This is a genomic window from Bacillus cereus group sp. BfR-BA-01311, from assembly GCF_022664295.1.
Taxonomy (GTDB): Bacteria; Bacillota; Bacilli; order Bacillales; family Bacillaceae_G; genus Bacillus_A; species Bacillus_A cereus.
Map to the genome: position 1 here is coordinate 594,692 of NZ_JAKUHC010000001.1, position 25,464 is coordinate 620,155.

Sequence of the window (25,464 nt, forward strand, 5' to 3'; positions counted from 1 at the left end):
GGATTTAATATCCTTGGGGTTTGGGAGACGTGATTTCTAGAAATATAGTTTGAATACGAAAGCATAGGAAAGAAACCTAACGATAATTGATATTTCTGCATAAGGAAAAAACCTAGCAAAATATCGAATTTTTAAACGCTAGTTGTCTCTTTTTATTTCAGTATAAAAAATAAGTATAGAAAATTAAACATATATAAAGAATCAAAATGAATCTTTAAAAATATGCATACTGAAATAAAAGTGTATTCACTATATAAAAAACTAGAAACATATCCTTCTCCCATCCAGACTATACTGTCGGCCCTAGAGTTTCACTAGATCCACCGTTTTCGAGTTGAAAACGGGTCACGGACTTAGAAGTTTTCACTTCATCACCGCCGGTTGGGAATTTCACCCGACCCCGAAGGATGCTGTTTGCTCAAATTATAGCACAAAAAAAATAAAAGGCTAGTAAAAAATATTCGAATGTGAAGAATTGTGTGAAAATATATGCAGGCTGGAATGGAAATAAAAGTATTAGAAATGTTGTAAGGAGAAGGGATATAACGGAGTTGCTAAAAAGAAAAAACATGCACAAAAAAATGTGCATGTCACATGTAAAATTATTCTGCCTCTGGTGCTCTAACAACAGACTCGAATTTACCTTTATGCGAAGCGTCGCAATAAGGCATATTTTTTGATAAACCACAACGGCATAAAGAAAATGCCGGTTTTGCTGGGAATACATTCCCTTGTGAGTCGACTAATTCCACGTCCCCTGTAACGCGAAAAGAGCCATTATCATTTACTTTAATTTGTACTTTTGCCAACGTTATCCCTCCTTCCCAAACGCTTAATTTCATCATATAATCAAGGGAAGTGCTTGACAATATAAAAAGAGCACTTTGTTTGAGAAAGAAGAGAGTGTTATAATAGTTTTCATAACTGACTAGAGTAAGGTGACGAGAGATGGATAAACAATTACATACATTACGAAACATTGCAAATGAGCGCACGTGGGCATCATTTTTGAATGATAATCACCCATATAGTTTGTTACATTGGTCCATTGCAGGTGTAGGGCAAGAGGCAAAGGATGTTTGGTTACTTCAAGATGAAGTAACATTTCAAACGACAGAATTCCCAACGTTAGATGATGCAATGCAATGGATTTCTGAAAATATGGAACAAGTTACAGACGTTTTAGCGCAATAAAAAACAGGCTTATGCAAGCCTGTTTTTTGTTTCTTTCACATATGTGTTTAAAAATTGATCGACGGCTGCTTCGTACTCTTCTTTATTTTCGTTATAAGAGCAAGCGTGTGCACCGTGTTCTGCAATATAAAGCTGCTTATTATTTTCTTTCGCTTCATATAACGCTTTTGTCATATCAGCTAAAATATAGTCGTCATCTTTACTATGAATAAAGAGAACGGGATTGTTAATGTTTTTTATACAGTCGATTGGTGAAACTTCACGAATTGTATAACCGTCACGAACTTTCAAAAATGCGTTTGCTAAAGGTAATAAAGGCCATTTTGGTAAATGGAATTCAACCTTTAAACGGTGCTGTAATTGTCCTTGAAAATCAGAGAAAGGACAATCTGCAATATAGAAATCAGCACCATCTTCTACAAGTCCTGCGTATTGAAGAAGTGTTGCAGCTCCCATAGATTCACCATGAATACCAAGTGTAATATTGGTGCCAAAACGGTTTTTTAGCCAGTCAACTACGGATTTTAAATCATGTTTTTCATAGTATCCATAGCTTGTTGTTTTTCCGCCAGTTTTACCATGACGACGATGATCGTAAATGAGGACGTTATATCCCCTTTTTAAGAATAAGTTTGCATATTTTACAGAGTTTATTTTATTTACAGTTACACCGTGGCAAAAAACCATAAACTTATTGGTGGAATGACCGGCAGGAATGTAATATCCGTGAAGGTCGTATCCGAATTGTGAAGGGATATGAATTTCTTCTTTATGAAGAGCATCAAAATCCTCTATACGAAAATGTTTTTTCGTTTCTCTTTCGAGTACTTCTTCCTCTGTTTTTTTCTTTAAGTACATCACTTTATTTGTAAAGAAAATCCCAAGGGCAGTTATTGCACCTAGTATAGTAAACAATGCTGCAAAAAAACGTTTCATACTTTACCTCATCCTCCAAATACCGTTACATGTGATACACTTATATTGTATCACAATGATATAAAAGGGGAGAAATAGGAAATGCTGCATATACAAAAAATTACGCCAGCGATGAAAGAAACAATCCGAATGTTCATGTGTGAGAACTGGGGAAGTTCATTGATGGTTTCACGTGGTAAGGGACATCAGTTAGAAGAGTTGCCAGGATTTGTTGCGCTCTCAGATGACAGAATAATCGGAATTATAACGTATGAAGTGACCGGAAATATATGCGAAATTGTATCGCTAGATAGCTTTGAAGAAAGAAAAGGAATAGGGACGAAACTTGTGGATTGTGTATTACAAGTTGCAGAAGAAGAACGGTGCAGACAGGTTTGGCTTATTACAACAAATGATAATATGAATGCGTTACGATTTTACCAAAAACGTAATTTTGTAATGACTAATTTATATGTGAATGCGGTAGAGGAGGCACGAAAAATAAAGAAAGAAATTCCACGTATGGGATATGATAATATCCCAATTTTACATGAAATTCAGTTGGAGTATCGTTTAGTGAAATGATGTAACAATTTTCAGAAATATGAGTTATTAATCTTGACGGATAGTGTAATTTAGGTTACCGTAAAATTGTAATCTATTACCATATTAAGGGGTGACGATGTGGCAACTATACGTGATGTTGCAAAATTGGCAGGTGTTTCAGTCGCAACCGTTTCACGAGTTATTAATGAAAAAGGATACGTTCATGAGGACACAGTAAAACAAGTAAAGGAAGCAATTGAAGAATTACGTTATAGGCCAAACAGTGCAGCGAAGCCACTATTTAAAGAGAGTTCAACGATAATTGCATTACTTGTAGATAATCTATATGACCCATCAAACATCACTTTGCTACATTGTATTGAGGAAATAGCGTATAAAGAAGGATATCAAATTATTGTTTGTAATATAGAGAATAAAGATAGATACATACATATGTTGAATGAAAATAACGTTGCAGGTGTTATTTTGACAAGATCCGTTTTTAAAAGTATAGGAGAAATCCCACTTCCGTTTGTTGTGATTGATGAAAAAAAATCTCATGCAAATTATTATAAAAGTGGCCAAAGAGCGGTCTCTTTATTAAAAGAAAAAGGCTGTCACTTTCTTGCTTATTTCGGTGAGGGCGAAGATAGTGAAGAAATGGAAGAGTACATATCAGGATTTTTAGACGCTGTTTGGGAGGAAGGAATCTCTTATCGAGAAGAATGTGTACAAGGGTATACGAATAAACAGTTTGTTACATTATTGCAAACTTATCCGTATATAGATGGAATTGTAACTTCAAGTGATAAGATTACCTTTGAGTTAATTCGAGCAGCAAAAAAATTAAATATCCGTATACCGGATAAATTGAAAATTATTGGACTGAACGGGAGTATAGACAGTGAGTGGGCAGGTCTGTCATTTATGCAAATGGAAAGTTGTATCGAAGAAAATGGGAAAATAGCATTGCAACAATTAAAGGGAAAAATAAAAAAGTAAAAGGTGCGTTTTATACGCACCTTTTTATAATGTAATTGCGGCAATAAAGCCAAATATAAGTAACGGTATATTGTAATGTAGAAAAGTGGGTACACATGTATCCCATATATGATGGTGCTGACCATCAGCATTTAAACCGGATGTTGGTCCAAGGGTACTATCCGATGCTGGAGATCCTGCGTCACCTAGTGCTCCGGCTGTACCGATAATTGCAATTGTGGCCATTGGACTAAATCCAAGCTGAATGCAAAGAGGTACAAAAATGGTTGTTAAGATAGGGATGGTTGAAAAGGATGAACCAATTCCCATCGTAACGAGAAGTCCAATAACGAGCATAAGAAATGCAGCGAGTGGTTTGTTATTTCCGATTATATGTGCACTCGTTTGCACTAGAGATTCAACATGTCCTGTTTTTCGAAGAACAGCGCCGAATCCAGCGGCAGCAATCATAACAAAGCCAATAAAGGACATCATACGCATTCCGCTTGTTAATATCGCATCTGCTTCTTTAAGTGGTAGACTGCCACTAACTGATAAGACGATAATACCTGCTAAAGCACCGAAAATCATTGATTCTGTTGTTAATTGAACAGTTAATGTAGCAATGATAGATAATAACCCGAAAGTAATGCTACGTTTTGTATAGGGAACGATTTCATTTTCGGTAGTATGAATTTGTTCTGTTTCATACGTACGAGGTTTTCGGTACGTAATGAATACCGCTACACATAATCCAATAATCATACCGATTGCTGGAATAGTCATTGCTTTTGGAATAAGTGTGACATCAAATGTAAGGCCGCTTTGCGCAGCGTTGGTTTGCAATACGTCATGATAAATTTTTCCGAACCCTGCAGGGATCCACATATAAGGAGTAATCAATCCAAATGTAATAATACATGTGACAAGTCTGCGATCCACTTTCAGCTCATTTAATACTTTTAAAAGTGCTGGAATTAAGATGGGGATGAAAGCAATGTGAACAGGAATCACATTTTGTGAGAAACAAGCCATCGTTAAAATAATGAATAAAATAAGTATTTTAGAATAAACTTGTTTTTTCGTGTCTTGTTCATTGCCAATCCATTTTAATGCAGTTTGAATCATAGCATCTGGAAGTCCTGTTTTGGAAAGGGAAATAGCGAAACCACCAAGCATTGCATAACTTAAAGCGATTGGAGCACTGTTTCCAAGACCAGTTGTAAAAGTGTTAATCGTTTCTGAAATACCGAGTCCGCCGATAAGTCCGCCTGTTAAAGCTCCAACAATGATGGCGACAATGACCTGGACACGTAACAAACTAAGCAATAGCATAATTGCTACTGCGACGAGTACAGCGTTCATAATAAATGTAATCTCCCTAAATTTTTATTCTGTTAAGACAAGTAAATATGAAACATTTTGCTATGTTTATACATACTTGCGACATATTATTATAAAATGTTTTCTATGAAATGTAAAAGAGCCTTTTGTTACTAATGCTGAAAAGCTAGCTCTTGTTTAATTGATTGTAAAGAATTAGCGAATAATTCAGGTTCTTCTAAATCAGGAGAATGTGCTGAATTTGGGAACCAAATCATCTTTTTTATAGGCGCTTCAATAATATCGCAATATTCCTGAACGAGTGCATAAGGAGTTTGATAATCATAGCGACCAGAACAAAAATAAACTGGAATAGATAAACTTGAGATAGAAGAAAAGAAATCGATTGTCAGCATTTCTTCCCATAAAATGCCGGATTTTAAATTTCCTGCGAGAAACTTGAACCAATCTAATAGCGTATATTCGGGAGAAAAGAAACCTTTTCGTATGAAAGAAAAGGAAGATCCGTTTTGGATTGCGCCTCCAAATGTGCCAAGCCACTTTCTTTGAATAATGAGACGTCTCGTATCTAAAAATGGTGGTTTGCCTAATTTTAAAAGGGAAGCTAATGCTTTTTTATGATCATGTTTTTTTGCAGAATGAATTAAATGTTGATATAGCAATTCTTCATTTTGTTTCATATGTACAATTTGCCCAATACCGATGTAAGCCTCGATATACTTTGGATATTGATGTGCTATGTTAAGCCCAATAATACTTCCCCAAGAATGACCAGCGAGAAATAGTTTTTGTTTGTTGAACTTTTTAAGTACATATTGAATCACTTCTTTTGCATCGGAAACGAATTGTTCGATTGTGAAATTTGCTCCGAAATCTTTCATTGAAAAGGATTTACCAGCCCCGCGCTGATCCCAATTAATAACAATAAATTGCTTCTCTAATTCTTTTTGAAAATGGCGAATAAATCCGATTTGTGCCATCCCAGGTCCGCCGTGACAGCATAATAAAATAGGTTGCTCTACGTTTTGTCCACGCATAAGGAGAGTTTGTTTTCGATTATTAATCATAACGCTTTCTATCGTAGCGATACTATTAGGAATGAGTTGTTTGTTTTCGTTATAGAACTGAGGGGTGTAGCTACGAAAAAGCATATTGAAAACCTCCTTTTGTGAAATCGTATGAATCGCACAGGCTATTCATTTTGCATATACTGTTAGAAAATCATTGTAACATACCATACTAGTGTCATTTCAACACGGGAGGAGGGAAATTGTGACGATTGGAGAAATTATAGATGGTTTAAATAGACGTGAATCCATCGCTATTATAGCAAAACGTCTTGAAATAAGCCCGTATACATTATCGAAGAAATTAAGATTGATTGGATACGAATATGATGGAGAGCAGAAGAAACGTATTTTTGTAGGAGATGGAGAAGAACCACGTCACTTACAACTCCAAGAAGCGACCGCCCTTCAATATGAGAAAACAGATTATCAATTATTAATTTATGAGCAATTACAAAGCATTTATGAGTTATTAAGAAAAAGAGAAGAAGTAATTGCACCAATTGTGAGTAAAAGTACAGAGAAAAAGAGACGAACCTTTTCTATTAATACAGAAATATTAGCAAGATTGGACCTTATATCAGAATCGAAAGGAATTCAAAAATCTAAACTTGTAGAAGAGGCGTTGCAACAATTTTTACAGCAATATGAAGTTGACAAAACATCACATTTTGATAACTAAAGAAAAGGATACTATGTTCATTAGAAGAACGAGTATCCTTTTTATGATGTATATTACGTATAAAATAGAGGATCAGTACAAATCCTTTATACGTGAAAAATGAAATTCATTATTAGAGAAACACTTAATTTACTTTTTGAATTCTTCCATCAATAACTGGCTGAATTGGTTCTTTTAATTGTTTTACGTAATTGACTAACGCTTCAAAGTCGTTTGGCCCAGTTTCTGCATTTTTACCATTTTTAAATGATACGAATCCATCACCACCAGAAGCTAAGAAGGCATTTGCAACTACGCTATACGTTGTAGATGGAGATAATTCTTCTCCGTTTGTTAAACGTATATTTGTAACTTTTTCACCGTTTGGTTTATTTGCATCCCACGTATATTGAATACCTGAAATTTGAAGCATTCTTGTTGTTCCTTTTTGCCATTGCTGATTTAAAATATCGCGAATGTCTTGACCTGTTAAATCTACTTTAATCAATTGATTTCCAAAAGGTTGAATGCCGTATAACTCACCCCACGTAATATCACCAGCATCTAAGTCATTACGAATGCCACCAGGATTCATGAGGGAGATTTGAGTTTGCATCGTTTGACGCTGAGCATCGGCAACTAAATTTCCAAGAGTGGACTCACCAGCATCATTTTGTTTACGGTCGATAGGTGCTGTAGATTTTCCGACCACTTCATTTACAAGTGGTGCGATTTTTTCTTTATATTGATCTAGTTTTTTCTTTACTTGTTTATCAGGTTCTACACCTTCATGATACGTTGTAATAACTTCAGCTTTTTTCTTTACAATATCCTTTGTTTTACGATCAATTGTTACATCGACGTCTGAGAAAGCCATTCCGTATGAATTTGCTTGGACAATTAGTTTATTATTTACTGTACCATTTACATACGTATGACTATGTCCACCGAAAATAACATCAACTTCTGGGTCTGTTTCATTTGCAATTCGAGTAAGATCGCCATTTGTTACCCCAGACTCATCGGTTGTTCCACCGACATGAGCAAGAACGACGATAGATTTAACGCCGAGGCGTTTTAATTGTTGTGTTGATTTATTAATTGCTTCTACTTCATCAGTAATTTGTACATTGTTAAGCATCGTAGGCATAACGACATTTGGTGTATCAGTTGTAACAACCCCAATGAATCCTACAGGAACACCATCTACCATTTTTACGGTAAATGGTGGTAAAAATAAGCGGCCAGTTGATTTGTTATAGAAATTAGCAGCTACATAGGGGAAGTTAGCCCCTTTGAAATTTCCTGTTTTTTCATGATATCCACCGTAAATGAGGCGTTTCATTTCATCAATGCCTTCATCAAATTCATGGTTCCCGATTGTACCGACATCAAATTTTAAGTCATTTAAAAATTCAATCGTCGGTTCATCTTGTAATAATGCTGAAACTGGTGGACTAGCTCCGACGATATCACCAGCATGTACGAGAAGTGTATTAGGGTTTTGGTTTTTATGTTCTTTTAAATAAGTAGCTAAGTAATCAGCGCCACCAGCTTCTTTATTATTGATTTTTTTAACAGTATCTAGTTGTCCATGGAGATCATTAATACCAAGCATTTGTACGTCTATGTAGCGGTTTTGTTCAGCTGGATTCTGAGATGGGGGAGCGGCAAATACGCTTGAAAAAGTAATGGTGCTTAAAACAGCAACGGCAGGAATAATTTTTTTCCACATAATATAATTCTCCTTTTTTATAATCTGACATCATACGACATAATTTTAATAGATTCATAGGATTATAGCTACATAAAAATTTAGTCTTTTCGAAAAATTAACATATTTACAAAAAGTGAATAATAGAGTAAAGACCCTTTTTTATTGTCGATTTCATTGTGTATCTACTATAATGGAGAAAAAAGTAAAAGGTGAGTAGCATGAAGAAAAAGAAACAAAGACAAATGCAAAGACAATCACAAGTGAATCAACCAAAGAAAGAAACACTTACATTAGGCGATCAATTAAATGATTCACTCATGCAACAATTAAAGAGTAAGAAGAAAGAGTTGCAAGTGAGGGAAGAGGAAAAAGAGGCAGCTGAACTGGAAAGAAAGCGCCAAGAACAAAAAGAACGTGAAAAGAATAAATCATTTGAAGAACTGCTAAGTGAAAGTAACCTTACTTGGAAAGACTTTAAATAATAAAAAAATGATCAGTGAAATACCACTGATCATTTTTTGACGAGCTTGTAAGAAAAGGGGAGTTAGAATGAGAAAAATTGTCGTTGTTCCACATGAAAACCATTGGAGTGAAAAATTTCAAATGGAGGCTAAAAGATTAAAATCAGCGATGCCAGAAACGGTAAAAATTTATCATATTGGAAGTACGTCAGTTCCCGGACTGGCAGCTAAACCTATTATTGATATGATCATGGAAGTAGAAAATATCGAAAGAGTAGATGGGTGGAATGAACGATTTATAGAGCTTGGTTACATCGTAAAAGGGGAAAATGGTATTTCAAGACGACGATATTTTATTCATGGAACTGAAGAAAAACGCTCGTATCATTTACACGTGTTTGAAAAAGGAAATCCAGAGATAGTAAGGCATTTAGCATTTCGTGATTATATGATGGCTCATTGTGAAGAAGCAGAGGCATATGCAACCTTAAAGAAAGAATTAGCCGAAAAGTATACATATGATGGCGCGTTATATACGGAAGGAAAAAATGAGTTTGTGCGCAATGTGGATGAAAAAGCGAAAGAATGGAGAAAAAATAACGTGAATGAATGAGTTCACGCTATTTTTTAGCTATATAAAAGTGTTATGTAAACTGTACGTATGTTTTGACTTTTGGGATGAATCTTGTTGAAATAAAATTGTGGCTTATAAAAAATGTAACAATGAAAGGGAGACGACTGTGCATATTCCAACAACTACACTTCATAATGGCGTGAAAATGCCGATGATTGGTCTAGGCGTATATAAAGCGAAAGAAGGAGACGAAGTAAAGCAAGCAGTAAAAACAGCGTTAGAAGTTGGATACCGTTCGATTGATACAGCAACTGTATATGAAAATGAAAGCGGTGTCGGAGAGGCGATACGTGAATCAGGAATTCCAAGAGAAGATATATTTATTACAACAAAAGTATGGAACGACGATCAAGGATATGAGGAGACACTCGAGGCGTTTGAAAAGAGTTTGAAAAAATTACAAATGGACTATGTAGATTTATATTTAATACATTGGCCGGTAAGAGGGAAGTATGTTGATACGTACCGAGCTTTAGAGAAATTGTATGAAGAAGGTAAAGTGCGTGCGATTGGTGTTTCTAATTTTCATAAACATCATTTAGAACTATTATTACCAAATTGCAAAGTGAAGCCGATGGTAAACCAAGTGGAACTTCATCCGATGTTGACGCAATTTGAGTTGCGAAATTATTGTCAAGATGAGCAAATTCAAATGGAAGCATGGAGTCCGTTAATGAGGGGCGGAGAAGTATTCCAGCATCCAATCATTCAGGCTATTGCTAACAAATATGAAAAAACACCTGCACAAGTTATATTAAGGTGGGATATTCAAAGCGGGATTGTTACAATTCCTAAATCTGTTACACCATCTCGTATTAAAGAAAACTTTACTATTTCTGATTTTGCACTAACTGAAGAAGAGATACGTCAAATTAACACGTTGAATCGTGATTTACATGTAGGAACGAATCCTGATAAATATGATACGTTATAAAAAAGACTGTCTCCTAATACTGGAGACAGTCTTTTGTTTTATCGGTAATTCGATATTTTTAACGATGCAAAGCATATGTGTCATATTTAACAATTTTTTGAAGTTGTATATATTCTTCTTTCGTTAAAGGTAACTGTTGACTAGCTCGTATATTTTCCTGTAATTGTTGAAGAGAGCTTGCACCAGGTATAACAGCTGCAACAGTCTTATTATGTAAGCAATATTGAATAGCTGTTCCTGTTAAAGAGCGTTCTCCAATCATTTCTTTTACACTTGCTAGAGTTGCATGTAATTCATCGTAAGAATAAGAGAGATAATCCTTTTCCTTTACTCTTTCTATCTTTCTTGCATTATTGTCAGTTAAAATTCCTTTTGCAAGTGGCCCGCGGGCAATGACGCTAATTTGGTGTTCATTTAGAAGGGGGAACCATTCTTCTGGACGACGATTTAAAAGGTTATATTCCATTAGTACACTAACGATGTTTGAGCGTTTTGCATATTCACGAACGACATTTGGGCGTATAGAAGAAATACCGTAATGGCGAATAATACCTTCCTTTTTCAATTCTTCAAAAGCTTCAATTGTTTCATCTATTGGATCTTCAATTGTTCCGCCATGAAGTTGGTAAAGGTCAATATAATCAGTTTGAAGTCTACGTAAACTTTCCTTTACTTCAGTCTTTATGTAAGCTTTAGAAGGATCCCAAGACCAGCCATTTTTTTCTTCTGTCCAACGATTTCCAACCTTCGTTGTAAGTACAATTTGGTCTCTTCTTCCCTTCAAGGCTTTTCCAACAAATTCTTCATTTAATCCGTAATCATATAAATCTGCTGTATCAAAAAAATTAATTCCTAAATCGATCGCTTCATCGATAATATGCATAGCTTCTGTTTCAGATGTACCGAGAGACATACAGCCAAGGCCCATTTCTGTAACAAACAAATCTGAGTTTCCTAATTGACGTTTTTTCATAGGTCAACCTCCTTACCTTTATTGTACGAGAGGGAAAAGAGGTTGACAAACGTTTACTTTCCGCTTCGCATTAACTGCCCGTAAAAGCATGATTAATGTTTCACTTTATTTGCTGTAATCCACTCTTGTACAGTTGTATACTCTTTGCTATATTGCTTTAGCTTATGGCGAATTTGCCATGCTTTTCCGACTAAAGTGACACGATTTGGTAAAATATAAACTTTCATTTCTATCACGCTCCTTTCAATGTGGTAAAATGTATGAGGAAAGAATAGGAAATAGAACAGGGAGATGAAGTAGTATGAGTAATCTTGCAGAGAGAACAGTAAAAACTGAGCCAATTTTTGATGGTAGAGTTATAAAAGTTCGTGTTGATGATGTAGTATTACCAAATGGAGCAATGAGTAAACGTGAAATTGTAAATCACCCTGGTGCAGTTGCTATTATTGCTATTACTGATGAGGGGAAAATTGTGCTTGTTGAGCAGTATCGTAAAGCACTTGAAAAGGCGATTATAGAAATTCCGGCTGGCAAGTTAGAACCTGGTGAAAAACCTGAGGTAACAGCAGTTCGTGAATTAGAAGAGGAAACAGGATATGTATGTGAAAATATGGAGCTCATTACTTCTTTCTATACATCTCCAGGATTCGCAGATGAAATTTTATATGTATATAAAGCGACAGGTTTGACAAGAAAAGAAAATAAAGCTGAGTTAGATGAAGATGAGTTTGTGGAATTAATGGAAGTATCGTTAGAAGAAGCGATTACTCTTATGAAAGATCTTCGTATTCATGATGCGAAGACGATGTTTGCAGTACAATATTTACAACTACAAAAATAAACACTCGCCAAAGGCGAGTGTTTTTTAATTGATTTTTGCATATACACGTGCATCACGTAAGCTACCATCTGGTGCTAGGAAATCATTTTCCATTGTCCCTTCTAGAATGAATTCTAGACGTTCTGCTAAGCTACATGCATTTATATTTGTTGCATCAGTACGAATTTCAATTCTTCTAGCGCCTAGTTTATCAAAGGCGAACTGAATTGCACCTTTAACAGCTTCGGTCATATAGCCTTGTTTTGTATAGGCACTATGTAGCCAGAAGTGAAGTGAAAACTTTGGAATATCCCAGTTTTCAGGCTTTAGTGTAATTGCTCCGATGAATGTACCAGATACTTTATCGTATAAGTGAAAATCAAGTGTTTCACGAAGTAAAAACTGTCCGTGAGCTTCGCGAACAATTTCTTCAGCACTCTCTTCTGTTTCAGCGTTAATTGGTATCCACGGTACTAAGTCTTCTAGAGAAGCTTGGATTGCTTCATATACTTCTGCACCATCACCTGGAAATGGTTTACGAACTTGCAAGCGTTCAGTTTGAAATAATGTTGGAAAATCTAATAATAATGGTTTCAAGAGAAATCCCTCCTATTCTCTACTTTTTAGTTTAGCAAAGTAGAGCGGAATTTCAATGTTAATTCGTCATACTTTTTTCTTTCTTTCATACATTTTTAATAAGAGTGTGAACGGAGGGAAGAAAAATGTGGCGAAAAAATTGGCAAGACCGTGTAATGTCTCACATACAGGAAAACTCTTCATTATATATATTTAACGCTGTTTTATTATTGATGGGAGTAATATTCGGAGCCATTCTCGTGAATAGTTTACAAATCAATCAAAAACAAGATTTATCATTTTATTTACAACGTTTTTTTGGACAAGTCTCTAAAGGAGAATTTGCCATTGCGGGCGAAATGTTTCGAGAAAGTTACTTTTCGCAATTAAAATACATCGGATTTATTTGGATTTTAGGAATTTCAATTATTGGATTACCACTTATTTTTATTTTATTATTTGTAAAAGGAGTTGTCGTTGGATTTACAGTTGGTTTTTTAGTAAGTCAGCATGGATGGAATGGACTATTATTAGCATTTGTATCTGTTTTGCCACAAAATTTAATTATCATTCCAGTCTTTCTCGTTATGACAACCATTGCTGCAAGTTTTTCTTTACGGATGATTAGGCATCAATTTATTAGAAAAATAACCGAGCCACTATTACCATTATTAATCCGTTATACATGCTTCTTTCTCGTAATTGGAGTGGTGTTAGCACTTGCTTCTAGTGTGGAGGCTTACGCATCACCAGTTTTAATGAAAGAAGTCGTTGAGGCTATTAATAAAAAATAAATACTTTTTGAGAATAATTATCAATTTGTTTTTATTGTTTTTTCTTTTGACAGAAGCCCTTCTTCTGATATAATGGTGTAAGAGTGGCGAGGAGGGAGTAGTACCGAATGGAAGAAAGAATTGAACGAATTAAGAAGCAATTACATGCAGCGAGCTACAAATTAACACCGCAACGTGAAGCAACAGTTCGTGTGCTGCTAGAAAATGAAGAAGATCATTTAAGCGCAGAAGATGTTTACCTCCTTGTAAAAGAAAAGTCGCCAGAGATCGGATTAGCAACCGTCTATCGAACTTTAGAACTATTATCTGAGTTAAAAGTTGTCGATAAGATTAACTTCGGAGACGGTGTTTCACGCTATGACTTACGCCAAGAAGGTGCGCAGCGTTTCCACCATCATTTGATTTGTACACAATGTGGTGCTGTACAAGAAATACAAGAAGATTTACTTGGTGAAGTGGAAAGGAAAGTAGAACGAGACTGGAGCTTTAAGGTGAAAGATCATCGTTTAACATTCCATGGGATTTGTAAAAATTGTCAAGAAAATGAAACGGATGAAAAATAACCTTTTCCTATTTATCTAGGAAGAGGTTTTTTTATTTGAATAAGGTATAAATTGGTGAAAGCTTGGCATATGTTGTAATAACTTATATTTTGGAGGAATTTACAATGCGCCGAGCTTTAAAATTAACTTTTGATGGAATAAAAGTATTTTTATTATTTACAAGTTGTACGATTTTGTTTTATTTCGCTATACTATGGATAAATGAAGAATATGAAAGCTATCATCGTTATGAAAAACCTAAAGAAGAGACTGTAGAAAAAGTATCAGGGAATGAAGAACCGGCAAAGGATGCTTTCGTAAATAGAATGATGTTTTTCTATGAAAATGGGGAGTAGTGTAGAGTGGAAGATCAATTAAAAGATTTTATTCATTATATGGTTGTCGAAAAAGGATTAGCAAAGAATACAGTAGTATCTTATGAACGGGATTTAAAAAGCTACGTAAAGTATTTGCAAAATGTGGAACAGACGAAAACTTTTCATGAAGTGACCCGTTTACACATTGTTAACTTTTTGCAGTATTTAAAAGAGAACGGAAAATCTTCGAAAACATTGGCGCGTCATATCGCATCAATTCGTTCGTTCCACCAATTTTTACTTCGTGAACGAGCGGTAGAACACGATCCATCCGTACATATTGAAACGCCACAAGGGGAACGGAAATTACCAAAGGTATTATCAGTTGATGAAGTAGAGGCGTTACTTCAAACACCAAAAATGACAAGTGCTTTTGGTATTCGTGATAAGGCGATGCTAGAGTTACTGTATGCGACAGGACTTCGTGTTTCAGAATTGATTGCACTCAATTTAGAAGATGTACATTTAACGATGGGATTTGTTCGTTGCATAGGGAAAGGGAATAAAGAAAGAATTATTCCACTAGGAAGTTTAGCAACGGAAGCAATTCAAAAGTATATTGAAAAAGGAAGAAGAGAATTAATGGGGAAAAAAGTAGTAGATGCACTCTTTTTAAACCATCATGGTAATCGATTATCAAGACAAGGATTTTGGAAAATATTAAAACGATTAGCGAAAGAGGCAAATATTGAAAAAGAACTTACACCTCATACGTTGCGTCACTCGTTTGCTACGCACTTATTAGAAAATGGAGCAGATTTACGTGCTGTACAAGAAATGCTTGGACATGCAGATATTTCAACTACGCAAATCTATACGCACGTTTCAAAAACTAGATTAAAAGATGTATATAAACAGTTTCATCCGAGAGCATAGTTACTATGCTCTTTTTTTCATAGATTAAGAGGGGAAGACCGTTTCACAGAAACTTCACAAACATTTCGTATATTGTTTTCAGCAGAAGACTGGAATATTACAATGTATTTCCTCTATACTAAATAAAGTATAAAGGAGGAAATGATGATGAAAAAACTGATTATAACTTTATTTATCGCGATGCTAGCGTTGGCTGGCTGTAATACAAACAAAGAAGAACCGAAAAAAGAACAGAAACTTGAAGCTGTAAAAGTAGCAGTCCAAACAAATCCGAAAGAAATTAAACCAGGTGAAAAAACAGAAGTACAAGCACTTGTTACACAAGGGAAAGAAAAAGTAACGGATGCCGATGATGTAAAGTTTGAAATTTGGAAAGATGGCGACGAAAAGCACGAGATGTTAGATGGTAAGCATAAAGGAAAAGGTGTTTATGCAGTAGAGAAAACATTCGAAACGGATGGAGTATACCATATTATTGCTCACACAAATGCACGTGAAATGCACGTTATGCCAGAAGTGAAAGTTGCTGTAGGAAATGCGAAAGTAGAAGATGCGAAAAAAGAAAATAGTGATCACAGTGCAGGACATGGAGATCATAAAAGTGACACAATGATCCATCTTATGGCTGGAGACATAAAGGCAAATGCTGAATCTACAATGAAAGTTCATTTAAAGCAAAAAGAAGAAGCATTAACTGGTGCTGAAGTACAACTAGAGATTTGGAAAGATGGTGTTGAAAAACACGAATTTATTCCAGCGAAAGAAGGGAATAAAGGAGAGTATGAAACGAAACATACTTTCAAAGAGAACGGTGCTTACAAAGTGAAAGTACATGTAAGAAAAGGCGAATTGCATGAACATAAAGAAGAAACAATAGAAGTAAAATAAAAAGTAGCTCTTTAGAGCTACTTTTTATTTTTAATATGAAGAAATAAATCATAAAAAAATTAGCACTTCGTTGCAGAATGGATTACAATAGAAGTGTGAAGAAAATGAGAAATTCTACGAAAATGTATTAAAAAGAAAGCGTAAACATGTTATGATATCAGTATCAGATGTCTGACATCTGACTTAGAAAAAACTAGAAATGTTTTTGAATCGTTTCAAGTAAACGAAATAGGTTAGAAAATGATTTAAAGAAGTACTGTTTGACAATGAGAATTCTTTTGGATAACAGTTTCACTTTATAGCGTTTTGAACATACTACAAGAAGTAGAACTGAACTTATAGGAGGTCGCAGTTATGAATAAATATAAACGTATATTCCTAGTCGTAATGGACTCTGTGGGAATCGGTGAAGCACCAGATGCTGAGCAATTTGGTGATCTAGGATCTGACACAATTGGTCACATTGCTGAACATATGAATGGGTTACAAATGCCTAACATGGTGAAATTAGGTCTTGGTAACATTCGAGAAATGAAAGGTATCTCTAAAGTAGAGAAACCACTTGGATATTACACAAAAATGCAAGAGAAATCTACTGGTAAAGATACAATGACAGGTCACTGGGAAATCATGGGCCTTTACATTGATACACCATTCCAAGTGTTCCCAGAAGGATTCCCGAAAGAATTACTTGATGAATTAGAAGAAAAAACAGGCCGTAAAATTATCGGTAATAAGCCAGCTTCTGGAACTGAGATTCTTGATGAACTTGGTCAAGAGCAAATGGAAACAGGCTCTTTAATCGTTTATACTTCTGCTGATAGCGTATTGCAAATTGCAGCACACGAAGAAGTAGTGCCACTTGATGAGTTATATAAAATCTGTAAAATTGCACGTGAATTAACATTAGATGAGAAATACATGGTAGGTCGTGTTATTGCTCGTCCATTCGTTGGTGAACCTGGAAACTTTACACGTACACCAAATCGTCATGACTATGCATTAAAACCATTCGGCCGTACAGTAATGAACGAATTAAAAGATAGTGACTACGATGTAATTGCTATTGGTAAAATCTCTGATATTTATGATGGTGAAGGGGTAACTGAATCACTTCGTACGAAGTCTAACATGGATGGAATGGATAAGCTTGTAGATACATTAAATATGGACTTTACAGGTCTTAGCTTCTTAAACTTAGTTGACTTTGATGCATTATTCGGCCACCGCCGTGATCCACAAGGATACGGAGAAGCTCTGCAAGAATATGATGCACGTCTTCCAGAAGTATTCGCAAAACTAAAAGAAGATGATCTATTATTAATTACAGCAGACCACGGTAATGATCCAATTCACCCTGGTACTGACCATACACGTGAATATGTACCATTATTAGCATATAGCCCAAGCATGAAAGAAGGCGGACAAGAGTTACCACTTCGTCAAACATTTGCTGATATTGGTGCAACAGTAGCAGAAAACTTCGGTGTGAAAATGCCAGAATACGGAACAAGCTTCTTAAACGAGCTAAAGAAATAGGGGGATAAACAAATGAATCGTGAACTTATTACAAAATCAGCTTCATACTTAAAAGAGAAATTTCAAGAGACACCACAAGTAGGACTAATCCTTGGATCAGGACTAGGTGTATTAGCAGACGAAATTGAGAATGCAGTAACAGTACCTTACAGTGAAATCCCTGAATTCCCAGTATCAACTGTAGAAGGCCATGCAGGTCAACTAGTATTTGGTACACTTCAAGGTGTAACAGTAGTAGCAATGCAAGGACGTTTCCACTTCTATGAAGGATACGACATGCAAAAAGTAACATTCCCAGTTCGTGTTATGAAAGAACTAGGTGTAGAAACAGTAGTTGTAACAAACGCAGCTGGTGGTGTAAATACATCATTTGAGCCAGGCGATCTTATGTTAATTTCAGACCACATTAACTTCATGGGTACGAATCCATTAATCGGACCGAATGATTCTGAAATGGGCGTACGTTTCCCTGATATGTCTACATCATATACAGTAGAACTTCGCGAAATGGCGAAACAAGTTGCAGCAGACTTAAATATTAAAGTACAAGAAGGTGTATACGTAGGAATGACAGGTCCTGTATATGAAACACCTGCTGAAATTCGTATGCTTCGTACACTTGGCGGAGATGCAGTTGGTATGTCAACAGTACCTGAAGTAATTGTAGCGCGTCACGCTGGTATGAAAGTATTAGGTATTTCTTGTATTTCAAATATGGCAGCTGGTATTTTAGATCAACCACTTCACCACGATGAAGTAATTGAAACGACAGAACGTGTTAAAGCTAACTTCTTAGCATTAGTAAAAGCAATCGTAAAACAAATGAAGGGGTGACTTCACAATGAGAATGGTGGACCTAATTGCAAAAAAACGTGACGGACATGCATTAACGACAGAAGAAATTAACTTTATTGTTGAAGGATATACGAATGGTGATATTCCTGATTATCAAGTAAGTTCACTTGCAATGGCAATTTTCTTCCAAGATATGAACGATCAAGAGCGTGCTGATTTAACGATGGCAATGGTAAATAGCGGTGATACAATCGACTTATCGGCTATTGAAGGTGTAAAAGTAGATAAGCATTCAACAGGTGGTGTTGGTGATACAACGACACTTGTATTAGGTCCATTAGTAGCTGCTTTAGATGTACCAGTAGCGAAAATGTCTGGACGCGGTTTAGGACATACTGGTGGTACAATTGATAAATTAGAAGCAGTTCCAGGATTCCATGTGGAAATTGAAAACGATGAATTCATGCGTCTTGTAAATGAAAACAAAATCGCTGTTATCGGCCAAAGTGGTAACTTAACACCTGCTGATAAAAAGCTATATGCACTTCGTGATGTAACAGCAACAGTAAACTCAATTCCGCTTATTGCAAGTTCGATTATGAGTAAAAAAATTGCTGCTGGTGCAGATGCAATTGTTCTTGATGTAAAAACTGGAGCAGGTGCATTTATGAAAACGGATGAAGATGCAAAACGTTTAGCAGAAGCAATGGTACGTATCGGTAATAACGTTGGTCGTAATACGATGGCAGTTATTTCTGATATGAGTCAACCACTCGGTGAAGCTATCGGTAACGCATTAGAAGTTCAAGAAGCAATTGATACATTACAAGGTAAAGGGCCGAAAGATTTAGAAGAGCTATGTTTAACACTTGGAAGTCAAATGGTGTACCTTGCTGGACAAGCTTCATCTTTAGAAGATGCACGTGAAAAGCTAATTGAAGTAATGAACAACGGAAAAGCGCTAGAATCATTTAAAACGTTCTTATCAGCGCAAGGCGGTGACGCATCTGTTGTTGATGACCCTTCTAAATTGCCACAAGCACAATTTAAAATTGAAGTGGAAGCGAAAGAAGACGGATATGTATCAGAAATCGTTGCAGACGAAATCGGAACAGCAGCAATGCTTTTAGGAGCAGGACGTGCAACGAAAGAGTCTGAAATTGATTTAGCAGTTGGTCTAATGCTGCGCAAAAAAGTAGGCGATAGCGTGAAGCAAGGTGAATCTCTCGTTACAATTTACGCAAACCGCGAAAATGTTGAAGATGTAAAAGCGAAAATTTATGAGAACATGAAGATCTCTAAAGAACACGTAGATGCACCAACTTTAGTACACGGTATCGTAACGAAGTAATAAAAAAAGCTGAGGAGATTTCTCCTTGGCTTTTTTTACTATTTTTTGTTTATAATAATAATGGGTGAAATTATGATTAGAATTTGTGCAGTAACAAAAACAGATGAAGTATTATATGATGTTTCTCTAGAAGAAACAAAGAAAGACCATATTGTATGGTATTGGCTAGATTTATATAAGCCAACGAAAGAAGAGTATACATATATTCTGCAAGACCATTTTAAGTTCCATCCCCTTGCAATTGAAGACTGTCTAGAATACGTACAGAGGCCAAAAGTTGATTTTTATGATGGATATAACTTTTTAGTTCTTCACGCGTTTGGAGAAGATGGGCTAGAACCACATGAAATTGATTTGTTTGTTAGTGATCGCTATATTGTTTCTTTCCATTTTTCTCATAATAATGCAATTGAAAGAGTATGGAAAACACTTGGTGAGAAGAGGCGGATTAAGAAAGGACCTTTACATGTAGCACATACGATCACTGATCAAATTGTAGATGATTATTTCGCACCTGTATATTACATTGAAGATCATTTAAATGCGATTGATGATAATTTAACAGGTGAGACAGCAGGAGCCGTACTAGAAGAAGTATTCGATATTAGGGCAGATTTATCTAAGTTAAGACGTACAATTATTCCAATGCGTGATTTATTGTATCGTATTTTGAATTCCACTCGTTTTTACGGTATAAGCGATCATGAAATTTACTTTAAAGATATACATGATCATTTGCTTAAATTAACAGAAATGATTGAGGCAAGTCGAGAGTTAACAGCAGATATTCGGGATAGTTATTTTTCATTAAACTCACATCATATGAATAACATTATGAAAACATTAACTGTATTCTCGACTATTTTCATGCCATTAACATTTATTGCGGGAGTATATGGAATGAACTTTACGCATATGCCAGAGCTTGGTGGACAATATAGTTATTTTATTTGTCTACTTATCATGGCACTAATTGGCGGCGGAATGATGGCCTGGTTTTATAAAAAAGGATGGTTTAAGTAAAAAAACACCGAGGATTTCCTCGGTGTTTTTTTTAACCAATAGCATGTAATACAAACATAGCTAAGAATAAGCATGTAATGATATACATAGATGGTGCGACTTCTTTACGCTTTCCAAGAGCAACTTTTAAGATAGGGTAAGCAATAAATCCGAACGCAATGCCATCAGCGATACTATATGTGAGCGGGATCATGACGATAATTAAGAACGCTGGAAATCCTTCTGAAAAATCGTTCAGAGGAATTTGCTGAATGCTTGTAATCATCAGGCCGCCAATAATAATTAAGATTGGTGCAATGGCACTATCAGGAATTAGTTTGACAAACGGAAGAGCAAACAGTGATGCAAAGAATAGCAACCCCGTAACGATAGACGTCAGACCTGTCTTTCCGCCTGCAGTAATACCTGCGGCACTCTCTACTGTTGATACGGTAGGGCTTGTGCCAAATAGACCACATGTCATTGCTGAAATTGCATTGGCTTGGTAAGCACGTGGGAATTTACGGTCATCTTCTAATAAACCGTGCAGAAGTCCCATGTTCTCAAAAATAAGCACCATGCTTAAGGAGAATGTTGCAATCCAAAATGGTAAGGAAGAAAGTTTGCCAAATGACATAGCTCCAAACACATCGCCGTAATTAGCGAATGAGAATGAACTATTTCCGATTTGACTTGTATCAACAAGGCCAAATAGCCATGCAATACCAGTTCCTATTGCAATCGTCCATAAAAAGTTTCCACGTACGTTACGAATAAATAATACAAGTGCAATGATAAGAGTAAGTAATGTCGCAAGAACGACAGGATTACTTAATTTCCCCATTGCCACAGCAGTATTTGGGTTCGAAACGACTAAACCACCTTTTTGCAATCCGATAAACGCTAAAAATAATCCGATGCCGACAGTAATCGCTTCCTTTAATGACTTTGGAATTGATATTGATAGCACGCGAGCGATTGGTGTAAAAGCGGCAATTGCAAAAATAATACCAGAGATAAAGACAGCAGCCAATGCTTCTTGCCAAGTTAGTCCAAGCGTATGCACAGCTGTGTACGTGAAGAATGCATTTACACCCATACCCGGGACAAGAATAGCAGGTGCATTTGCCCAAAATGCCATGAGTAGACATCCGACAAATGAACTAAAAACAGTTGCTAAAATTCCAGCTTCAAGAGGAATGCCAGCATCTGATAAGATTGACGCATTTACAATCATAATATATACGATTGTGAAAAATGACGTAACTCCAGCTAAAACTTCTTGTTTTGGTGATGTTTCGTGTAAACCTAATTTAAATGTTCTTTCAAGTATTCCTTTCATGTTAAACCTTCTTTTTCATATCCCTCTCCCACCCGTGATATCTCTTTTGTAAGAGCTCACCGTTCTTTATTATATCAGAACATCATGTTTTTACAACAAGTAAAATGATAACGTTTACTTGTAAAGAGAATTCGTTATAAATACGTAAAAATAGCCCGTATGGATGAAATGATTTCTAATTCACCCGATTGAATGGGAGGGGCTGCTTGTGCATGTAAAGTAGCATAAGACGTAACCTCCCTTGGTAATTGGGCAGATTCTTCAACGAATGAGAGGGGAACAGGATTAATATTTAAATTATATGTACTCGCAATAGCACGAGCTTTTTCTACTGCTTGGTGCAGAGCTTGAATGAGAGCTTGCTCATAATATTTATTTGGATGAGATACTCGGAAACGTAAACCTTTTGCTACATTTGCACCATTTGAAACGGCTATATCATATACTTCCCCAGCTTTTTGTACATTTAAAACGGTAATTTCATACAAATGCTCCACGCGGTATCCTTGTAGCAATGCTTTATCATTTACATATTCGTATTGAGGAGTGATCGTATAAGAAATCGTTTCTATATCTTTATCGGCAATACCAAGCTGTTTAAGTGCATCCAGCAATTGTTTGGATTGCACTGCATTTTCTTCTTGAGCCTGTTTTACATTTTTATCATCTGTTCGAATGCCAAGCGTTAATATAACAACATTCGGTTTTGCTTTAACGACACCTTCGCCTTGTACAGTAATAGTAGCTTCTTTACCAGTATTAGCTGTGCGTACGTTGTGTAAATAAGGATTCATTCCACCCTGCATTTTCCATCACCATCCTTTTTATATGTATATGTGTGAACAAAAAAGAAATTTATATGAAAAAAGTTACATAAATGAGAATGTTGAGGAAAGAAAGCATATACAACATAGGTATTTATAGATTATAATATGTGTAAATATGATAAAAAAGGGACGAGGCTATTGAACGAAAAAAGAGAAACGCTGATTTTAGATTTATCTGCATCATTTCGAAAAATGATACGTTTACTACAAAATGATATTAATACACGTTTTGCAGAACATATGCCATATAATGAATTTTCTGTATTACGTGCGTTATTTTTAAAGAGTCCACAGATGGCTTCGCAAATTGCGAGTGAAGTAAACGTAACCTCCAGTCATATTACAGCTGTTACAGATCGTCTCGTACGAAAAGGATTAGTAGAAAGAAAACGTTCTAATTCAGATCGTCGAATCGTGTACTTAGAAATTACAGAGCACGGAAGAGAAGTAACTGAAAAACTTGAAGCTGTGCGTAAAGAATATTATAAAGAGAGATTTAAAGGTTGGAGCGACCAAGAAATAGAAATGGTCTTAGAACTATTTGGCCGCGTATTATAATAAATGAGGATAGGAAGCGAAAGCATTCCTATCCTTTTTCTTTTGAATAAAAATATTTTGAAACTCCGATACTTTAATTAAAAAATCGGAGGAAAGATTATGAAATATATTGCTGCACTTACCATTTTATTTGGTGGTTTTTTCTGTTTTCAAACATTCACGTACGCAGATACGCCTATCCAAGTAGTGCGAAAAGAAGTGAAGTACATTGAAAATGATAATACAGTCTTATATTCGAAATTATGGGTTCGTTCTATGCAAAACGCAGTATTATTCCACCATAGCGATAATATTCGTAATCGGGACACATTACGTAATGTAACAAGTTCATCGCTTGTTAAAGCGAAGCAACTATCTTTTCAGAAAGCAGCACTTTATATACCGAGACTATCGCAATACGTATCAAAAATAGGGAAAGAAAACATTCAAGTGTACTACATTGCGATTCACTATAATGTGAAAAAAGAAAATGCATATCAATTAGATGGCATGAACTATTTTCTACAAGTATTCGTAAAAGAGTGTGGGGAATGGAAAATTGCCGAAAGTGTAGTTGCCCCGACAGAGCAAATTGTGCAAAATGGTGATGGATTTGGAATGAAAGAAGAGATGGTGTATGGGGATAGGAGAGAGAATTTAAAATAACCTCCTCTTAAAGAGGAGGTTATTTTACACGCCAAGAAAATTTTAATTTTAATAAGCGAGATAATAGTAGGTAGACTATCGTACTGGTCCCTATAAAACCAATATAATAATTTAAGATAGAATGACTTCCGCCCGCTGCCATTCCTCCAAACATTCCAATAAAGATTACACAACATATCATACATAGTGTTTTAAGCTTCGGATATAATAGAAAGTTTCCGTTTTGTTCATTAGGTGATCTTGTATATAAGTACATTCCTAAAGGGAATAGAATAAGCATATTTGCGATTGGACCGGTAAGTTTTGTTGCTGAAGGAATATACGTAAAATTAGGTTCATCATGACGTACGCCTTGTTGATCAGTATAAGCACGTTGAGGATCGTAATTAAAATTAATATTGAATCCACGAACGGGCGCTAAAATACTCATTTTTTCTATTACTGAACCGTAACGATCTACATTTTCCTCCGTATAGACGGTATGATTGGAAGTAAGTCCAACCGTATGAATAGAAATAGCTCCGGCAATTAGAGTCGGCAAAATAAAAGGGAATCCAAGTATAGCAACACTGAAGAATCCTTGTGAAAGCATATTACCAGCAATTGTTCCTATGCATAATGCAAGTGTATAGATAGCAATTAAGATGATAACCATGTACAAGAAGTAAGTATGAAATGGTGAAAATATTTGATACTTATTATGAAAGGTTGTCTTTTTCATAATAGCAAAAAGTCCCCAATTTAGTATAACGATAGCTACAATATTACACACACCAAAAAGCCATTTCGTTATGAAGAGATGTTTTCGTTTAAATGGCATAGACCATAAAATGTCACTTGATTGATTTTGACGTTCCCATCCAATAAGAATGCAGGCTAATATAATAAGGAGTCCTCCTTGAACCATGATAGCATCGGGAAGTGAAAGTTGATAATAGTATCGGTATATATATTTCCATTCATTATGTTCATGAAAATATTTTAATTGCTCGGCAGCTGCTAAATAGTATTTATATGATAGTACATAAAAACTTACTAACCAAAATAGCCAAACAATATATTTACTTTGTTTGTAGGTATGCCCCCATAATGCTTTTTGAAACAT

At 35.6% G+C, this 25,464-nt stretch carries 30 protein-coding genes and 1 riboswitch; of the genes, 19 read left to right on the forward strand and 11 right to left on the reverse strand.

The features are described 5' to 3' along the window. Positions 1-268: 268 nt before the first annotated feature. Positions 269-412, reverse strand: a riboswitch (FMN riboswitch). Positions 413-602: 190 nt separating this feature from the next. Further along, positions 603-809, reverse strand: a complete 207-nt coding sequence (locus tag MR136_RS03200; RefSeq protein WP_001151582.1) for a CDGSH iron-sulfur domain-containing protein — start codon at positions 807-809, stop codon at positions 603-605. A 139-nt stretch (positions 810-948) separates the two neighbouring features. Here MR136_RS03200 and MR136_RS03205 point away from each other — a divergent pair, with 139 nt between their 5' ends. Beyond that, positions 949-1,194, forward strand: a complete 246-nt coding sequence (locus tag MR136_RS03205) for a DUF2552 family protein (RefSeq protein WP_000360793.1) — start codon at positions 949-951, stop codon at positions 1,192-1,194. A 9-nt stretch (positions 1,195-1,203) separates the two neighbouring features. On the opposite strand, the gene MR136_RS03210 is transcribed toward MR136_RS03205, so the two are convergent. Further along, positions 1,204-2,130: an alpha/beta hydrolase gene (locus MR136_RS03210; protein WP_000819235.1), complete on the reverse strand. Its 927-nt coding sequence runs from the start codon at positions 2,128-2,130 to the stop codon at positions 1,204-1,206. A gap of 81 nt (positions 2,131-2,211) precedes the next feature. Between MR136_RS03210 and MR136_RS03215 the strand changes: the two genes are divergently transcribed. Together MR136_RS03215 and MR136_RS03220 are read left to right on the forward strand one after the other, a co-directional pair. Next, complete coding sequence (locus MR136_RS03215; protein ID WP_000902435.1) at positions 2,212-2,694, forward strand: GNAT family N-acetyltransferase; 483 nt, start codon at positions 2,212-2,214, stop codon at positions 2,692-2,694. A 99-nt stretch (positions 2,695-2,793) separates the two neighbouring features. Further along, a complete protein-coding gene (locus MR136_RS03220; RefSeq protein ID WP_017673586.1) occupies positions 2,794-3,657 on the forward strand; it encodes a LacI family DNA-binding transcriptional regulator in 864 nt (287 codons plus the stop codon). A gap of 24 nt (positions 3,658-3,681) precedes the next feature. Here MR136_RS03220 and MR136_RS03225 read toward each other — a convergent pair whose 3' ends face one another. Beyond that, the gene (locus MR136_RS03225) at positions 3,682-5,001 is read right to left on the reverse strand and encodes a Na+/H+ antiporter family protein (protein WP_000994816.1); all 1,320 of its coding nucleotides are present in this window, start codon (positions 4,999-5,001) and stop codon (positions 3,682-3,684) included. 131 nt (positions 5,002-5,132) lie between these two features. Continuing rightward, a complete protein-coding gene (locus MR136_RS03230) occupies positions 5,133-6,131 on the reverse strand; it encodes an alpha/beta fold hydrolase (RefSeq protein ID WP_000898969.1) in 999 nt (332 codons plus the stop codon). 121 nt (positions 6,132-6,252) lie between these two features. Between MR136_RS03230 and MR136_RS03235 the strand changes: the two genes are divergently transcribed. After that, positions 6,253-6,729, forward strand: a complete 477-nt coding sequence (locus MR136_RS03235; protein ID WP_000151931.1) for a ribbon-helix-helix domain-containing protein — start codon at positions 6,253-6,255, stop codon at positions 6,727-6,729. A gap of 124 nt (positions 6,730-6,853) precedes the next feature. Here the strand turns inward: MR136_RS03235 and MR136_RS03240 are convergent, their stop codons facing one another. Then, positions 6,854-8,443 carry a bifunctional metallophosphatase/5'-nucleotidase gene (locus MR136_RS03240; protein WP_061457688.1) on the reverse strand — a complete coding sequence of 530 codons (1,590 nt, stop codon included), beginning with the start codon at positions 8,441-8,443 and terminating at the stop codon, positions 6,854-6,856. Between the two features lie 200 nt (positions 8,444-8,643). On the opposite strand from MR136_RS03240, the gene MR136_RS03245 reads away from it, so the two are divergent. From MR136_RS03245 to MR136_RS03255, 3 genes are all read left to right on the forward strand, one after another. Further along, positions 8,644-8,907 carry a YqkE family protein gene (locus tag MR136_RS03245; protein WP_000727561.1) on the forward strand — a complete coding sequence of 88 codons (264 nt, stop codon included), beginning with the start codon at positions 8,644-8,646 and terminating at the stop codon, positions 8,905-8,907. A gap of 67 nt (positions 8,908-8,974) precedes the next feature. Next, positions 8,975-9,499, forward strand: a complete 525-nt coding sequence (locus MR136_RS03250) for a GrpB family protein (protein ID WP_001227190.1) — start codon at positions 8,975-8,977, stop codon at positions 9,497-9,499. Between the two features lie 127 nt (positions 9,500-9,626). Continuing rightward, the gene (locus MR136_RS03255; protein WP_000547993.1) at positions 9,627-10,454 is read left to right on the forward strand and encodes an aldo/keto reductase; all 828 of its coding nucleotides are present in this window, start codon (positions 9,627-9,629) and stop codon (positions 10,452-10,454) included. A 58-nt stretch (positions 10,455-10,512) separates the two neighbouring features. On the opposite strand, the gene MR136_RS03260 is transcribed toward MR136_RS03255, so the two are convergent. Both MR136_RS03260 and mciZ read right to left on the reverse strand, forming a co-directional pair. Continuing rightward, the gene (locus MR136_RS03260) at positions 10,513-11,427 is read right to left on the reverse strand and encodes an aldo/keto reductase (protein WP_000747210.1); all 915 of its coding nucleotides are present in this window, start codon (positions 11,425-11,427) and stop codon (positions 10,513-10,515) included. Between the two features lie 92 nt (positions 11,428-11,519). After that, positions 11,520-11,654, reverse strand: a complete 135-nt coding sequence (gene mciZ / locus MR136_RS03265) for a Z-ring formation inhibitor MciZ (RefSeq protein WP_000870302.1) — start codon at positions 11,652-11,654, stop codon at positions 11,520-11,522. A 74-nt stretch (positions 11,655-11,728) separates the two neighbouring features. Here mciZ and MR136_RS03270 point away from each other — a divergent pair, with 74 nt between their 5' ends. Further along, positions 11,729-12,268, forward strand: a complete 540-nt coding sequence (locus MR136_RS03270) for an NUDIX hydrolase (RefSeq protein ID WP_000067042.1) — start codon at positions 11,729-11,731, stop codon at positions 12,266-12,268. Positions 12,269-12,292: 24 nt separating this feature from the next. On the opposite strand, the gene MR136_RS03275 is transcribed toward MR136_RS03270, so the two are convergent. Continuing rightward, positions 12,293-12,844, reverse strand: a complete 552-nt coding sequence (locus MR136_RS03275; RefSeq protein ID WP_000803479.1) for a GNAT family N-acetyltransferase — start codon at positions 12,842-12,844, stop codon at positions 12,293-12,295. A gap of 155 nt (positions 12,845-12,999) precedes the next feature. Between MR136_RS03275 and spoIIM the strand changes: the two genes are divergently transcribed. From spoIIM to corA, 9 genes are all read left to right on the forward strand, one after another. Then, entirely contained in the window at positions 13,000-13,617 is a 618-nt protein-coding gene (gene spoIIM, locus MR136_RS03280; RefSeq protein ID WP_013142149.1) for a stage II sporulation protein M, read from the forward strand. 107 nt (positions 13,618-13,724) lie between these two features. Continuing rightward, the gene (gene fur, locus MR136_RS03285; protein WP_000392657.1) at positions 13,725-14,180 is read left to right on the forward strand and encodes a ferric iron uptake transcriptional regulator; all 456 of its coding nucleotides are present in this window, start codon (positions 13,725-13,727) and stop codon (positions 14,178-14,180) included. A gap of 104 nt (positions 14,181-14,284) precedes the next feature. Then, a complete protein-coding gene (locus tag MR136_RS03290) occupies positions 14,285-14,515 on the forward strand; it encodes a YqzK family protein (protein ID WP_001250432.1) in 231 nt (76 codons plus the stop codon). 6 nt (positions 14,516-14,521) lie between these two features. After that, positions 14,522-15,412 (forward strand): site-specific tyrosine recombinase XerD, encoded by an 891-nt coding sequence (gene xerD / locus MR136_RS03295; RefSeq protein WP_000390088.1) that lies wholly within the window; start codon positions 14,522-14,524, stop codon positions 15,410-15,412. Positions 15,413-15,559: 147 nt separating this feature from the next. After that, positions 15,560-16,300, forward strand: coding sequence for a FixH family protein (locus MR136_RS03300; RefSeq protein WP_000733456.1), 741 nt, complete (start codon positions 15,560-15,562; stop codon positions 16,298-16,300). Positions 16,301-16,654: 354 nt separating this feature from the next. After that, complete coding sequence (gene deoB, locus MR136_RS03305; RefSeq protein WP_001046079.1) at positions 16,655-17,839, forward strand: phosphopentomutase; 1,185 nt, start codon at positions 16,655-16,657, stop codon at positions 17,837-17,839. Positions 17,840-17,851: 12 nt separating this feature from the next. After that, on the forward strand, positions 17,852-18,673 hold the full coding sequence (locus MR136_RS03310) for a purine-nucleoside phosphorylase (RefSeq protein WP_001078446.1): 822 nt from the start codon (positions 17,852-17,854) through the stop codon (positions 18,671-18,673). A 7-nt stretch (positions 18,674-18,680) separates the two neighbouring features. Next, positions 18,681-19,985, forward strand: a complete 1,305-nt coding sequence (locus MR136_RS03315) for a pyrimidine-nucleoside phosphorylase (protein WP_001243069.1) — start codon at positions 18,681-18,683, stop codon at positions 19,983-19,985. 60 nt (positions 19,986-20,045) lie between these two features. Next, positions 20,046-21,008 (forward strand): magnesium/cobalt transporter CorA, encoded by a 963-nt coding sequence (corA, locus tag MR136_RS03320; RefSeq protein ID WP_153580635.1) that lies wholly within the window; start codon positions 20,046-20,048, stop codon positions 21,006-21,008. A 31-nt stretch (positions 21,009-21,039) separates the two neighbouring features. Here corA and MR136_RS03325 read toward each other — a convergent pair whose 3' ends face one another. Together MR136_RS03325 and MR136_RS03330 are read right to left on the reverse strand one after the other, a co-directional pair. Beyond that, on the reverse strand, positions 21,040-22,329 hold the full coding sequence (locus tag MR136_RS03325; protein ID WP_224201562.1) for an NCS2 family permease: 1,290 nt from the start codon (positions 22,327-22,329) through the stop codon (positions 21,040-21,042). A 134-nt stretch (positions 22,330-22,463) separates the two neighbouring features. Continuing rightward, positions 22,464-23,135, reverse strand: a complete 672-nt coding sequence (locus MR136_RS03330) for an SIMPL domain-containing protein (protein ID WP_001161448.1) — start codon at positions 23,133-23,135, stop codon at positions 22,464-22,466. Positions 23,136-23,294: 159 nt separating this feature from the next. Between MR136_RS03330 and MR136_RS03335 the strand changes: the two genes are divergently transcribed. Both MR136_RS03335 and MR136_RS03340 read left to right on the forward strand, forming a co-directional pair. After that, the gene (locus tag MR136_RS03335; protein ID WP_001003305.1) at positions 23,295-23,714 is read left to right on the forward strand and encodes a MarR family winged helix-turn-helix transcriptional regulator; all 420 of its coding nucleotides are present in this window, start codon (positions 23,295-23,297) and stop codon (positions 23,712-23,714) included. A 99-nt stretch (positions 23,715-23,813) separates the two neighbouring features. Next, positions 23,814-24,359, forward strand: coding sequence for a hypothetical protein (locus MR136_RS03340; protein ID WP_242259255.1), 546 nt, complete (start codon positions 23,814-23,816; stop codon positions 24,357-24,359). A 19-nt stretch (positions 24,360-24,378) separates the two neighbouring features. On the opposite strand, the gene MR136_RS03345 is transcribed toward MR136_RS03340, so the two are convergent. Continuing rightward, a complete protein-coding gene (locus MR136_RS03345; protein ID WP_242259256.1) occupies positions 24,379-25,464 on the reverse strand; it encodes an ABC-2 transporter permease in 1,086 nt (361 codons plus the stop codon).